The 14,430-nt window shown below is 38.3% G+C and carries 12 protein-coding genes; 11 read left to right on the forward strand and 1 reads right to left on the reverse strand.

The features are described 5' to 3' along the window. Positions 1-96 precede the first annotated feature (96 nt). The 9 genes from ahbA to csaB all read left to right on the forward strand — a co-directional run bounded on the left by ahbA (position 97) and on the right by csaB (position 10,646). Positions 97-549, forward strand: coding sequence for a siroheme decarboxylase subunit alpha (ahbA, locus tag F8M42_RS03560; RefSeq protein ID WP_182187994.1), 453 nt, complete (start codon positions 97-99; stop codon positions 547-549). Between the two features lie 9 nt (positions 550-558). After that, positions 559-1,041: a siroheme decarboxylase subunit beta gene (ahbB, locus tag F8M42_RS03565; RefSeq protein ID WP_182187995.1), complete on the forward strand. Its 483-nt coding sequence runs from the start codon at positions 559-561 to the stop codon at positions 1,039-1,041. 137 nt (positions 1,042-1,178) lie between these two features. After that, on the forward strand, positions 1,179-2,366 hold the full coding sequence (locus F8M42_RS03570; RefSeq protein ID WP_182187996.1) for a pyridoxal phosphate-dependent aminotransferase: 1,188 nt from the start codon (positions 1,179-1,181) through the stop codon (positions 2,364-2,366). A 16-nt stretch (positions 2,367-2,382) separates the two neighbouring features. Then, positions 2,383-2,697, forward strand: a complete 315-nt coding sequence (locus F8M42_RS03575; protein ID WP_182187997.1) for a hypothetical protein — start codon at positions 2,383-2,385, stop codon at positions 2,695-2,697. Between the two features lie 381 nt (positions 2,698-3,078). Then, positions 3,079-5,601, forward strand: coding sequence for a preprotein translocase subunit SecA (gene secA, locus F8M42_RS03580; protein WP_182187998.1), 2,523 nt, complete (start codon positions 3,079-3,081; stop codon positions 5,599-5,601). Between the two features lie 20 nt (positions 5,602-5,621). Beyond that, positions 5,622-6,732, forward strand: a protein-coding gene (gene prfB / locus F8M42_RS03585; RefSeq protein ID WP_182187999.1) for a peptide chain release factor 2 whose coding sequence is annotated in 2 segments (ribosomal slippage) — positions 5,622-5,690 and positions 5,692-6,732 — 1,110 coding nt in all. Because the reading frame shifts where the segments join, the coding sequence is not laid out codon by codon here. A gap of 63 nt (positions 6,733-6,795) precedes the next feature. Continuing rightward, complete coding sequence (locus F8M42_RS03590; RefSeq protein WP_182188000.1) at positions 6,796-7,482, forward strand: LmeA family phospholipid-binding protein; 687 nt, start codon at positions 6,796-6,798, stop codon at positions 7,480-7,482. Between the two features lie 16 nt (positions 7,483-7,498). Continuing rightward, entirely contained in the window at positions 7,499-9,559 is a 2,061-nt protein-coding gene (locus F8M42_RS03595) for a DUF5693 family protein (RefSeq protein ID WP_182188001.1), read from the forward strand. Then, positions 9,552-10,646, forward strand: coding sequence for a polysaccharide pyruvyl transferase CsaB (csaB, locus tag F8M42_RS03600; RefSeq protein ID WP_182188002.1), 1,095 nt, complete (start codon positions 9,552-9,554; stop codon positions 10,644-10,646). The genes F8M42_RS03595 and csaB overlap by 8 nt, the downstream gene beginning before the upstream one ends. 235 nt (positions 10,647-10,881) lie before the next feature. Here csaB and F8M42_RS03605 read toward each other — a convergent pair whose 3' ends face one another. Further along, positions 10,882-11,922 (reverse strand): aldose epimerase family protein, encoded by a 1,041-nt coding sequence (locus F8M42_RS03605; RefSeq protein WP_182188003.1) that lies wholly within the window; start codon positions 11,920-11,922, stop codon positions 10,882-10,884. A gap of 183 nt (positions 11,923-12,105) precedes the next feature. Between F8M42_RS03605 and araD the strand changes: the two genes are divergently transcribed. Together araD and F8M42_RS03615 are read left to right on the forward strand one after the other, a co-directional pair. Then, positions 12,106-12,804 (forward strand): L-ribulose-5-phosphate 4-epimerase, encoded by a 699-nt coding sequence (gene araD, locus F8M42_RS03610; RefSeq protein WP_182188004.1) that lies wholly within the window; start codon positions 12,106-12,108, stop codon positions 12,802-12,804. A gap of 453 nt (positions 12,805-13,257) precedes the next feature. Further along, complete coding sequence (locus F8M42_RS03615) at positions 13,258-14,352, forward strand: GntR family transcriptional regulator (RefSeq protein WP_182188005.1); 1,095 nt, start codon at positions 13,258-13,260, stop codon at positions 14,350-14,352. Positions 14,353-14,430: the final 78 nt, after the last annotated feature.

The raw sequence follows: 14,430 nt of genomic DNA on the forward strand, positions 1-14,430 counted from the left end.
TTTTGTACAGTGTTGCTGTATGAGGTGGTTTATTGCCCGCAAGGCTCATCGATATGCATGATGAAAGCCTGGCAATAATGATTTATGAGGTGTTATATGCTGTCGGTATCGGATAAGAAAATACTCAATGTAATCCAAACAAATCTACCGCTTGTTTCCCATCCGTTTGCCAGACTTGGTGAAATGGTTGGGTTATCAGAGGACATGGTCATTGATCGATTAAAAAAATTAAAAGAAGCAGGCTACATTCGTCGTATAGGACCATTTTTTGATTCAGGGAAATTGGGTTATGTAGGTACTTTAGTAGCGTTAAAGGTTAAAGACGGCTATATGGAAAGTGTTGCTGAAGCTGTCAATACCTATGAAGGAGCTACTCATAATTATGAGCGCAGGGGGAAATATAACCTGTGGTTTACTTTGTTGACACCGGATGAAGCGCAGCGCGATAAAATTTTGTATGACGTTCGCATGCTGCCCGGTGTGGAATCGGCAATGAGTTTGGTTTCGCGCAAAAAATATAAGGTCAATGTAAAATTTAACTTGAAGTAGGTAATGTAGATGGATGCATTGGACAAAAAGATTATCAAAGTTATGCAAAATGATTTTCCGCTTGTGGCAAAACCGTATGAAGAATTGGCAGATCGTATAGGAATCAGTGAAGCTGAATTGCTGGAAAGATTGAAAAAATACAAACAAAACGGTCAGATACGTAAAATGGGGGCTGTCTTGGGCCATTATACAGCAGGCTTTTCGGCAAATGTACTTTGCGCATGGGTTGTCCCAAAGGAAAGAATGGACGAAACAGGCCGGGCGATGGCGGCAAATGCTGCAGTATCACATTGCTATGATCGTACTACTACACCTGAATGGCCATACAATGTTTATACTATGATTCATGCCAAAACACACAATGAGTGTAATGCTATTGTTGACGAACTGGCACGAGAAAATAATCTTGACAGACGGGTAATGCTGTATAGTGTCAAGGAATGGAAAAAGACTAGTATGCATTATTTCCAGGATGAAAAAATAGCACAGTAATGTGCGTTTATTGAGTAACAGCTGCTTTTAAAGCCTTAGATTAGTTCTAAGGCTTTTTGTGTTACATATATTGAAGAGAATATTCAAAGATGTTACAATAAAAAGAAACTGTAAATTAGTAATGAAGGATTGATTAAATGATTGCACAGGCAATGTATGAATTGGGTACAAAAAAATCTACGATACGTACTATTTTTGAGTATGGCCGCAAGCGGGCAGCTCAAGTTGGTGAAGACAATATTTATGACTATAGCCTGGGAAATCCTAATGTTCCGGCACCAAATTTTATTAAACAGGCCATATTTGATATTTTAAATGAGGAAGATCCCTGCGCTGTCCATGGTTATACGATAGCAGCCGGATTACCCATTGTACGGGAAAAATTAGCACAAAGTGTAAATCGCCGTTTTAAAACAAATTTTACTGCTAAGAATTTCTTTATGACAGGCGGTGCTGCCGGAGCTATAACAATAACGTTTAAGGCGCTTAGTGAACCGGATGATGAATTTATTACATTTGCACCGTATTTCCCCGAGTATAAATGTTTTGTCGAATCGACCGGTGCAAAATTGGTAGTAGTGCCCGCCCAACCAGCTGATTTTCAGATTGATTTTGCGGCATTTGATAAATGTCTTTCGTCTCATACCAAAGCGGTGATTGTTAATTCACCCAACAACCCCAGTGGAGCAGTGTATTCGGAGGCTACGATAAAAAAACTGGCAGCAGTAATGACTAAAAAGGCGCAGCAATATGGACACCCCATATTTTTAATATCGGATGAACCGTATCGGGAAATAGCCTATAATGGGATTGATGTTCCTTATCTGACACATTACTATGCTGATACGATTGTTTGTTATTCATACAGCAAATCTTTTTCACTGCCGGGTGAGCGCATAGGTTATATTATTGTCCCTGATGAAACAGCTGATTATGAAAAAATATATGGAGCTGTTGCAGGAGCGGCCAGAGTGCTTACACACGTAAATGCGCCTTCGCTGTTTCAGCGGGTCGTGGCACGTTGCTGTGATTTGCCTTCCAATATAGAAGCTTATAGAAAAAATGGTGAATTGCTGTATAATGGTTTGATTGATGCAGGTTTTAAATGTTTGAAACCGCAGGGAGCATTTTATCTATTCCCGGAATCTTTAGAAACTGATGATTATGCTTTTTGTAAAAGGGCACAGTCATTTGATTTATTGCTCGTTCCTGGCAGTGATTTTGGTTGTCCTGGTCACTTTCGTGCATCATATTGTATAAAAGAGTCGACTATAAGAAAGTCTTTACCCATTTTTAAAAAATTGGCGCAAAGTTATAAAATATAATAAGGAAGCGATAATTTTGTTTGAGGTGCCGGATAAAACAGATTATGTTGGCAATAATCCTCATTTAAGGACGGAAAAACTTACCCCGCTGACGGAAAGAATGCCGCAATTTAATCAGCAGTTGCTGGCTTTGCAAGATATTATCGGTGGGACTGATTTCACTAAATATGTGCAGAATATCCATAATATAGCGCAAAATAATAACACTTTATTAATAACTGTAGGCAATGAGCTGCAACGTATGCATGTTCAGAATATGGGGGCTGCATTGAAAAAGGTGTTTAATGTAGAACGAGTGCAGGTAATCGGGATAATGAAAACTATTTTTTAAAACAAGAGCTGCCGTACGAATGGCATTGACCTCATAAAAATGCAATCTAATGCCGCTATGCGGTTTCCCGTCCTTTTGAAATGACAGGAGGAACGGAATATTGCATATTTTATGAATGAAAATGTTTATGTTCGGCAGCTCCTTTGTTTTATAGGGAGATAATAAATATTTGTTAAGATGATACTGTCAGTAATAATTGGCATATCTGGTTTTATATTGCTAAAAATCTTGTTAAAGCTTATAATTTACGTTATACTGTTTTTGACTTATATATAATTGTTTGATAAACTTTTATGTAGTTTGGGCAAATTTGCGGGGAATGACTGATAAATTTGCTGAAGAAAATATTTCTGCTTTATATATAGTAAGAGGTGACAATATTTGTTTGGTTTTTTAAAAAGTTTGCTGGGTGACAACAATGAAAATGAAATAAAACGTATGCGCGTCATCGTTGAAAAAATAAATTCATTGGAACCGGAATATAAAAAAATGAGCGATGGAACATTATGCGGTAATACTAAGTTATTTAAAGAACGTATTGCTAATGGGGAACCATTGGATTCTGTTTTACCGGAAGCCTTTGCTGTGGTGCGTGAAGCTTCACGCCGCACGTTGGGAATGCGGCATTTTGATGTACAGATGATTGGCGGCATCTGCCTGCATGAAGGTAAGATTGCCGAAATGAAAACCGGTGAAGGTAAAACTCTGGTAGCAACAGCGCCTGTATATCTTAATGCGCTATCGCAAAAAGGTGTTCATATGATTACGGTCAATGATTATCTGGCTAAACGTGATAGTGAATGGATGGGTAAGCTGTATCGTACCTTGGGTTTATCAGTGGGACTTGTTACACATGATATGGATTTTGCAGAACGCAAATTTGCCTATAATTGCGATGTAACATTTGGTACGAATAATGAATTTGGTTTTGATTATTTGCGTGACAATATGGTTATTTACAAAGATCAGATGGTGCAAAGAGATCTGCATTATGCTATTGTTGATGAAGTTGACAGTATTCTCATTGATGAAGCCAGAACACCGTTGATTATTTCCGGTCCCGGCAGTAAGTCAACTAATATGTATTCTATCATGGCGGGAGCTGTTGCACCATTAAAAGAAAATGAAGATTACACTATTAATGAAAAAGAAAAAACTGTGTCTCCGAGTGAAACGGCTGTTGCAAAAGTTGAAAAGACATTAAACATAAGTAATTTATATGATCCGGCTAACATTGAAATGTCACATTGTTTTACTCAGGCGTTGCGCGCTAAAGCGTTGATGAAACGTGATAGAGATTATGTAGTGCGTGATAATGAAATAATTATAGTTGATGAATTTACCGGACGCTTGATGTTTGGACGTCGTTATTCTGATGGGCTGCATCAGGCCATTGAGGCAAAAGAAAATGTGAAAATACAGCGTGAATCGCAGACGCTTGCTACAATTACTTTTCAGAATTATTTCCGTATGTATGAAAAATTAGCTGGAATGACTGGCACAGCGAAAACAGAAGAAGATGAATTCATAAAAATATATAAGCTGCCGGTTATAGTTGTTCCCACTAATATGCCTGTTTTGCGTACAGATTATCCTGATGTTATTTATAAGACGAAGAAGGCAAAACTTAAGGCGGTAATTCAGGCAATAAAGGATTATCATGCAAAAGGACAGCCGGTACTTGTCGGTACTACATCTATCGTCCAATCAGAAGAAATAAGTGCATTGTTAAAAAAGACACATATACCGCATAATGTACTCAATGCCAAATATCATGAAAAAGAAGCTCAGATAATTGCCGGTGCAGGGCAAATAGGAGCTGTGACTATTGCTACTAACATGGCCGGGCGTGGTACAGACATTACATTGGGTGATGGAGTTGCAGAAAACGGCGGACTTCATATAGTAGGTACAGAACGTCACGAATCACGCCGTATTGATAACCAGCTGCGCGGCCGTGCCGGTCGTCAGGGTGATCCGGGTTCTTCCAGATTTTATCTATCGCTTGAGGATGATCTGATGCGTTTGTTCGGTTCTGATAATATTGCTAACATAATGGATAAACTGGGAATGGGTGAAGATGATCCGATTGAACATAAACTGGTAACCCGTTCTATTGAACAGGCACAAAAAAAGGTTGAAGCACGTAATTTTGATATACGTAAACATGTTTTGGAATATGATGATGTGATGAACCAGCAGCGTGAGGTGATTTATGGTCAACGCCGTAAGATTCTGACCGGTGATAATTTAAAAGAAAATATTTTAAACATGATTCATGAAATTATCGATCATGAAATGGAGATTTATGCTAATGAGAAAGTTTATCCAGAAGAATGGAATCTTAAAGGACTTATTGATGATGCAGTAAAAATTTATGCACCTAAAGATACATTAAATATAGAAATATTGGGTAACTTTAGTCGTGATGAACTTAAGGAGTTCCTGTGTAAGACAGCTGATAATGCATATGCCGAACGAGAAAAATTATTTGGCGAAGAAAATATGCGTGAGTTGGAAAAAATTGTAATGCTTAAAGTAGTCGATAGCAAATGGATGGAGCATCTTGATGCTATGGATATGGTACGGGAAGGCATTGGACTGAGAGCTTACGGACAAAAGAATCCACTGGTTGAATATAAGATAGAGGCATATGATATGTTCCAGGCGATGATTGCCAGCATTCAGGAAGATATTGTAAAACTGATGTACCGGGTAAATATTGTTCGTCAGGAACAACCAACTTTGGAAGATCATTTAAAAGGTGCTACTACGTCGCATGGTGATACAGAAGAAGGTACTAAAAAGAAACCTATTGTGAATAATAATACTGTCGGACGTAATGATCCGTGCCCATGCGGCAGTGGCAAGAAGTATAAAAATTGTTGTGGACGCAATAAATAATATATGGGATGTGAGAAACAGTGCTGGAAGATTTACGCGTAACAATCGTGGATTTAAAGAAAAAACTGGATGAAATGGGGGCTTCACTTTGACGTCGCCCACAAAAAGGAAAAGATAGCCGAACTCGAATATAAAATGGGTGAGCCGGCTTTTTGGGATGATGCTCAAAAAGCGCAGAAGATATCTACGGAACTAAATTCACTGAAGGATAATGTTGATCGTTATGAGAGTATGCTCAGTAAGTACGATGACATGGAGATACTTTGGCAGATTAGCATGGAAGACAAAGATGAAAGTGTCTGTAGTGAAGTTGAAAATGAAATTGCAGCGATAAATACTCAGATTGAAAATCTGGAATTGGAAATATTGTTGTCAGGCAAGTATGACTCCAGTAATGCTATCTTAACTTTACATGCAGGTGCCGGTGGTACTGAAGCACAGGATTGGACGCAGATGCTGCTGCGCATGTATGGCCGCTGGGCGGAAAAACGGGGTTTCAATGTTGAAACGGTTGATCTGCTGCCGGGTGACGAAGCGGGTGTCAAATCAGTGACTTTAATGATTAAGGGGCATAATGCATATGGTTATCTGAAATCAGAAAAAGGGGTACATCGCTTGGTTAGGATTTCGCCTTTTGATGCCAATGCCCGGCGGCATACATCTTTTTCGGCTTGTGATGTTATGCCGGAAATAGATGATGATACTGAGTTTGATATAAATATGGCGGATGTTCGTGTCGATACTTATCGTGCCAGCGGTGCCGGTGGTCAGCATATAAATAAAACTGATTCGGCGGTACGTATGACTCATATACCAACAGGTGTTGTGGCACAATGCCAAAATCAGCGTTCACAGCTGCAAAACAGAGAACAGTGCCTTAAAATACTACGGGCCCGTCTGTTTGAATTAGAGATGCAGAAGAAAGAAGCTGAACTTGCTAAATTAGAGGGAGATCAGCAAAAAATAGAATGGGGCAGTCAGATTCGTTCTTATGTTTTTCATCCTTATAATCTTGTTAAAGATCATCGGACAAATGTTGAAACCAGTGATACTCAAGGAGTAATGGATGGTAATATTGATTTGTTTATCGAAAGTTATTTAAAAGCTAAGGCCAACAAACAAATATCGTGACGGTAGCGATGCAGGCTGTTGGATTTAAAGAAAACGAGAACTCCATTATGGCAGGTGATTGATTTGCGTAAAATTTTGGTTTTTGTCTCACTGTTGATTATAGCTCTGGCCGTATTCACAAATATGTTTTTGCCAGGATTTATTTCTTATACAATAGAAAACCATCTGGAAAAGGATATAAAAGCGCAGAATTTGCAGGGAGAGATTCAAACTCATCCGGCGTTTATGATAATAACAGGTCGGATAAATGATCTGCAATATAAGGCAGATAGTGCCATAATCGGAGAAACAGAAGTGCGTGATGTATCTTTGACCGGCAGTAACATAGTAGTAGATATGCCTAAATTGCTGGAAAAACAGCTGGTAGTTGATAAGGCAGAGAATATGACACTGACATGTGCTATCGATAAAAAATCACTTGAGAGATTACTGGTCAAGCGCATAAGTCGTCTGCATAATGCCACTGTGGAAATAAAACCGCAGGGAATAACAGTTCAGGCTGATATTCCTTTGCTTGGCAATAATATAGCAACAGTATTACAGGGAAAATTATACACTAAGGATGGAAATGTTTATTTTAAAATAACTGAATTTGATGTAGAAAATGATTTACTGGGTAAGTTTACTATTGACAGCAAAGAAGATATATTGTTGTTGGATAAAAGTAAGCTGCCATTTGATTCTAAAATTGACTCTGTGATGCAGGAAGAAAATCAAATATTGATAAAAGCAAGTGCTCACAAAGAATAATAAGGTGGGGAAAATTTTGAGGGTTTTCAATTATAACCGATGGTTTGTGCTGCTAATTGGAATAGGTCTTATTGCTGGGCTAATAATAAGTTTTCAGCGTTATAATGTGGAAAAAAATAATATGACGGTAGAGTTGGCACTTGATTATGAAGACTTGTTGAAATTGGCAGAAGACGAAGGTTTACCGCCCGCTGAAGTGCTTGCGGAAGCTAAAAATGCAGGGATAACTTCACTAGCTGTTTATGAAACTACATTTAAAAAATTAAATGCTAATGGAAAAGCGTCTGCTACTGCCGGCAGTACGATTTTACAGCAGTATTACAGTGGTTCGCTTACTGATCCGTCTTGGCGTGCATTAGTAAGTGACGGGGAAATAAAGGCTGCTGATATTTACGTAACAGGACATGACCAACAGACTTTTAATGAGTTGAAAGAAGATTTGCCGTTGCGCCTTGGGGCAGATCGGGTACATCCTATACAGGTTGGCAATGAAGAGGTTTTAGTAGTTAAGGCAAATTATGAAAACTTTTTGAAAATGAATTTGGGAATGCCCACTGATGAAATGAAGGCAGTAAATGCTGCTGGTTTTTATGTGATTGCTCGGCCAAGTAATTATACTGATGTAGATGAAACAGAGATAGACGCTGTTTTTAACAGGTTAAAGGGCATTAAGGTGTCTGATATTGTTTTTTCCGGCCCGCAAACTTTGGGGGCACCAAAACTAGTTGATTATACTGTAAACAAAATGAAGAAACAGAATATAACACTTGGCATGATCGAAAATGTTTCTCAGTTGCAATTTTATCCACAGGATGGACTTACCGATATAGCGAAAGAGCTTGATTATAAAGCGGCACGACTTTATACGATCCCTAAAGATGAACAACCTAAATTAAAGCTGGCTGATGCTGTAGAACGGTGGAGTAATACGGACGAAGAACGTAACATTCGCATAAATCTAATGCGCCCGTATGATAAACCATCACCGGGATTATCTGTTATGCAGACTAATATGCAGTATTTTTCTGCTACACGTAATAAATTGGAAGCCAAGGGATTCAGCATAGGTCCGGCCAGTACATTTACCAGTTACAATGGCAGTCCGTTGCTGCGGGCACTGCTTATGCTTGGAATTTGCGCTGCTGGTACATTATATTTGTCATTAGTTATTCCTGGATTTAAGATAAAATATCAATATTTATTATTTGCTTTAACAGCGGTGATTTGTATAGTTCCATTTATTATGGGACATGGCAACAAAATACGTGTCATCGGAGCTTTGGCTGCAGCCAACCTGTTCCCGGCCCTGGCAATGATAGGTTTGCTCGATAAATTACGTTCTATGAAACGAAGTAAAACCTTTTCTTTTAAACGAATTATAGCTTTTTCGTTTATTGCCATTGTTTTGACAAGTGCGGTTTCTTTGATGGGAGCAGCATATTTATCAGGGTTATTGTCAGATGTAAGATATTTCTTAGAAATAGACATATTCAGAGGCATAAAATTGACTTTTGTTCTGCCGATGATTTTAGTAGGAATAGCTTTGTGTCAGCGGTTTAATATTTTTGATGAAGATAATTCATTGGTACCCATGCCATTGAAAAAACAAATTATTGAATTTCTGAATATCAAAGTATTGGTAAAGACTTTAATGATTTTTTTGTTCTTAGTGGCAGCGTTAGTAGTATTTATCGCCCGTTCCGGACATACGGCGGGCTTTCCTGTTCCCGGAATTGAATTGAAAATACGGGCACTATTGGAACGAGGTTTTTTTGCCAGACCGCGTTCTAAAGAATTATTTATTGGACATCCGGCATTTATGATCGTAATCATGGCATGGCTGAGAAAATGGCCGATAGCGTTTTTTGCTGTTATGGTTTTTGCTGCAACTATCGGGCAAGGTTCGATGGTGGAAACATTTGCTCATATGCGTACACCCGTTTATATGTCTTTGGTTCGCGGCATAGATGGTATGGTACTGGGAGCTTTGCTGGGGCTGGCCGTGCTGATTGTCGTTGAACTATGGAGATATGCAGCTTCCTCACGGGAGAGGAGGAAAAATACTGAGCATGAATAATGTTGTCGTCTCAGGGTATTACGGTTCGAAGAATGCCGGTGATGAAGCGATGCTGGCTGCTATGCTGGAAGTATTTGCTGACCTTGATCCCAAAATAAAATTTACAGTCATATCAGCGAATCCCATGGATACGACAGAGCGACATGGCGTTAAAGCGGTAAATTGGCTGGATCTTTTTTCCATCATAAAAACACTGCGAAAAGCCGATCTATTAATAAGCGGTGGTGGCAGTCTTTTGCAAAATGTAACAAGTGGCCGCAGCTTGTATTATTATATGGGAATTTTATTTTTGGCAATGCTGGTCGGAACACCGGTCATGCTTTATGCACAAGGTATTGGTCCTGTTTATGGCTGGTTGCCGCGTAAACTTATGTGTTGGTTCGGCAATCATGCAAAACTTATTACGGTGCGTGATGAAGGTTCATTGGCAGAATTAGAAAAGATGAATATTCATCGGCCTACTATAAAAGTTACAGCTGATCCGGTTCTGGCTATACATTCTGTAGAAAAAACGATTGGGCAGAAGATTTTGGTAAAGGCTGGTATATCTCGTACGAAACCGATAGTGGGAATTTGTGCGCGCGAATGGCGGGGCCTGAGACATTATAAGCAAGTATTATCAGAGGCGCTTGATAAAATAAATGCTGATTTTGGTGTACAAATAGTATTTATACCAATGCAGTATCCCGAGGATGTCAAGGCAGCTGAGAAAATTGCCGCACATATGAAATCAAGGGCAATATTGTTGAATGATGAGTATACTACCAGTGAACTTTTGTCGATAACTGGTAATCTGGATATGCTTATTTCTATTCGGCTGCATGCGCTTATTTTTGCCGGAGTAATGGATGTACCGATGATAGGTCTTTCATATGATCCTAAAGTTGATAGGTTCTTGAATTCTATCGGGGAAAAAACTGCTGGAAACTTAGAAAATGTCACAGCGGGAAAAATTATGAGACAATTTATAGATAAGTGGCAAAATAAAGAGGAAATAAGGGTAATTAATCGGCAAAGGCTGGCTGAATTACGCGCATTGGCTTCTAGTAACGCTGAAATGGCACTGGATGTGCTGCAAAAAAATTGACGAATATAAAAAAACGCTGTAATGAATTTTAATTTATTCATTACAGCGTTTTTTACGGTGCCTAGAAAGAACACTAACAGACAAATATCCTGAATCTCATAGTTATATGAATATGTCTGAAAAATATGAGACATTTTATTCATATTAAATTATTTGATCGCGTATACCGAACGGCAGATGCAGTGGTATGAGAGGAAAGTCTATTTAATTAATGAATGACCTTCTACCCGATAAATCAATAATCAAAATGATATGCTGTAGACGCTTTATAAATATTTCCCGCTCTTAGTATAGGAGTAATAAAAGATGGAATATTGACTGCGTTGGGAAAGTATTGACTTTCGAAACAATAACCAGAACGGCGCTGCAAAGGAATATTGTTTTTACCCTTTACCTTGGGATCAAGATAATTACCGGTGTAGAATTGAAATCCTGGCAATGTAGTGAAGGCAGTCATGGTTATATTGGTTTTATCACTATGGGCACAGGCAATTTTTTTGTTGTTGCCATTGTATTCAGGTACGACGAAGTTGTGATCATAACCACCGGCTGCCTGTATAGTTGGAAAATCGGCATCCCAGCCATTTTTTATAGCAGACGGATCATGTAGGTCGAAGGGAGTTTTTTTGACCGGTAAAATCTTACCGGTGGGTATTGACAATTCATTGACCTCAGTGTATTCATCAACAAATAATTGAACAGTCTGATCTCCTACATTGCCGCTATCATAACCGGACAGATTAAAATAACTATGATTGGTGAGATTGCATAACGTATCTTTGTTTGACCAGGCAGTGTAATCAAGTGTGAGTGTATTGCAGTCAAGCAGACGATAGATAACGTTGACGGATAATTGTCCAGGATATCCTTCTTCACCATCAGGACTTATATACGATAGCTTTATAGCATTATCTTTCATTATTTCTACTGACCATATTTTTTTATCAAAACCTATTTTACCACCATGTAAATGATTGTGACCATTAGTATATAAATCATATGTTTGGTTATTTAAAACAAAATGTCCTTTTTCGATGCGATTACATACTCTGCCGATAAGTGAGCCGATATAAGTATCCTGCCGTTCATAGGATGCAGCATTATCATAACCCAGAACTATATCCACTGGTTTTGCTGCGGTCGGGATGATTATATTGGTAATTGCTCCGCCAAAACTGGAAATGGAAACTGTCATACCATTTTTATTGGTTATGGTATACAAATTAATATTTTTTCCAGTAGAGATCCTGCCGAAAAAACTTTCTTTTACACTCATTAAAATACCTCCTGATTATTATAATTATTAAAAGTAAACCTTTTCTGCATAATACCACTGTTATGTAAATTATGTCAATTTTATATTTTTTGAAAAAATATAATTAATAAGTTAACAAATGATAATAAATAGTATATAATGTATAACAACAATTTTATATATCATACATATTAGGAGGATACTATGTTAGATAATTTAAAAAAAAGCGTGTTTGAAGCAAATCTGCTACTGCCAAAATACAAAATGGTGACATTTACGTGGGGAAACGTATCTGGAATAGATAGAGATAAAGGACTTATGGTCATAAAGCCATCAGGTGTGAATTATGAAAAAATGAGAGCTGAAGATATGGTAGTGGTTGATATGACGGGAAAAGTAGTTGAGGGGGATTACAATCCTTCTTCAGATACTGCTACTCATATTGAATTGTATAAGGCCTGTTCCGCTATTGGCGGTATAGTGCATACCCATTCCCGGTATGCTACTTCATGGGCGCAGGCATGCCGCAGCATACCGGCACTTGGGACTACTCATGCAGATGATTTTTATGGACCTGTTCCCTGCACCAGAGCCATGACAAATGAAGAAATTGCCGGGGATTACGAGAAGGAAACAGGAAAGGTCATTATAGAAACTTTTCGGGAAAAGAAAATAGATATGATGTCTGTACCAGGTGTTTTGGTTTATTCACATGGCCCTTTTGCCTGGGAAAAAGATCCCATTGCCGCAGTGAAAAAGGCGGTTATTCTTGAAGAAATAGCTTTGATGGCATATAATACTCAAATGCTTTGCAAAGATAAATTGTCTATGCAGCAGGAATTGCTGGATAAACATTATCTGCGCAAACATGGTGCAAATGCTTATTACGGACAAAGTAAATAAAACCATTTTGACTGCCACAGATACGGTATAACTTATAAATATTGCAGTATAGCAGTATGGTTGTAAGTGAATTACCTTCGTGTGACAGTTTTTTTATATGTATGGTAAAATATGGGCACAAATCTGTATTTATTTATTCAATGAGCAATTATATATTCGATTTAATGGAGTTGGCGCACGCAGCTATTTTCATTCATATATGCATGTTTCTGCCCCGCTGTCCGGTCCTTAGAAGGACAGGGAACCGCATAGCAATGTGGCACCTTATGAGGTTGAGGTCAATGTTGTTAACGTGACAGCCCCGCATGTAAAATGGTATGCTGGAAAAATTAATTTTGGCTAATTTTGATATGGCAGTTACAACTATGTCAATATAAATGTAGACAAATTGGGATAAATCATTCATAATTACTAGAAAAGGTGGAGTTGATTATAAATGAGGCATTTGGTCGTATGAAAAGCATACCAAAATATGTAGAATTGATGAAGTGGCTGGAATCAGCAATTATTAACGGTGACTTGGCAGCAGGTGAGCGCCTTCCGTCGGAGAATGAGCTTGGCGATAGATTTTCTATAAGCCGTCAGACTGTACGTCAGGCAACAAGTATTTTAGAAAGCAGAGGGCTATTGGAAAGGCGTCGTGGATCCGGTACATATGTAAAGTATTCTGCTGAAAATCAAATAGCATTACCTCATTTAGTGAAAACGATTGGTGTTGTGACAACTTATCTTAATGAATATATTTTCCCGGCTATCATAAAGGGAATAGATGATATTTTAGTTGCTAATAATTATTTTGTGCAGTTGTCACTTACGTATAACAAGATGGAAAGAGAGGCTGACGTTCTTAGCAAACTATTGGCTCAAAAAGCAGAAGGATTGATTATAGAACCGGCTAAAACCGGATTGCCTAATACTAATAAAAAAATATATAGACAGATAACGCAGGCTTCAATACCGTGCGTTTTTATAAATGCGTCTTATCCTGATATGGATATTCCTTGTGTTGCGATGGATGATTATGCATGCGGGCAGGCGGCAATCGAACATTTGATAAAATGTGGTCATAAAAAAATTGGCGGATTATTTAAGCTCGACGACATGCAGGGCAGATTGAGATATGCAGGATGTGTAGATGCACTGCATAAACATCAGATGAATTTTGTTGAAAATAGTCTTATTTGGTATACTACAGAAGATAGAAATGAAGAGTTCATGCGATACTTTGGCGATAGAATTTTGAAGATAAACAACTGCTGCACTGCTATGGTATGCTACAATGACCAAATAAGCAGGGAAATCGTACGCGTTTTGTACAGTAATGGGAAAAAAGTTCCGGAAGATATTTCTTTGGTGAGTTTTGATGATTCAAATTTTGAATTTCAAATGGAATTTGGTTTTGGTCTTACAACTTTCCGACATCCCAAAGAGGAATTGGGGCGTGTCGCAGCAAGCATGTTGCTTAAATTGATAAAGGGGGAACCCGTAAAAAGTATAAAATTCCCACCTGAACTCATTGGAAGGACATCGGTAAAAAGAATAATATAAGAGAGCACCGTGCGTAAAAACATTTACAGATATGCAGTGATTATGGCTTTTGGGAATCTTTTCAAAAGCATAGGCTGC

The organism is Pectinatus frisingensis (assembly GCF_014076555.1).
In the GTDB taxonomy this organism is placed as follows: domain Bacteria; phylum Bacillota; class Negativicutes; order Selenomonadales; family Selenomonadaceae; genus Pectinatus; species Pectinatus frisingensis.

Bases quoted from the DNA above. Each gene is read 5' to 3' on its own strand.
- csaB (WP_182188002.1), top strand. From the start codon at position 9,552: ATGAATAATGTTGTCGTCTCAGGGTATTACGGTTCGAAGAATGCCGGT.
- ahbA (WP_182187994.1), top strand. From the start codon at position 97: ATGCTGTCGGTATCGGATAAGAAAATACTCAATGTAATCCAAACAAAT.
- F8M42_RS03605 (WP_182188003.1), bottom strand. From the start codon at position 11,922: ATGAGTGTAAAAGAAAGTTTTTTCGGCAGGATCTCTACTGGAAAAAAT.
- ahbB (WP_182187995.1), top strand. From the start codon at position 559: ATGGATGCATTGGACAAAAAGATTATCAAAGTTATGCAAAATGATTTT.
- F8M42_RS03615 (WP_182188005.1), top strand. From the start codon at position 13,258: ATGAAAAGCATACCAAAATATGTAGAATTGATGAAGTGGCTGGAATCA.
- araD (WP_182188004.1), top strand. From the start codon at position 12,106: ATGTTAGATAATTTAAAAAAAAGCGTGTTTGAAGCAAATCTGCTACTG.
- F8M42_RS03570 (WP_182187996.1), top strand. From the start codon at position 1,179: ATGATTGCACAGGCAATGTATGAATTGGGTACAAAAAAATCTACGATA.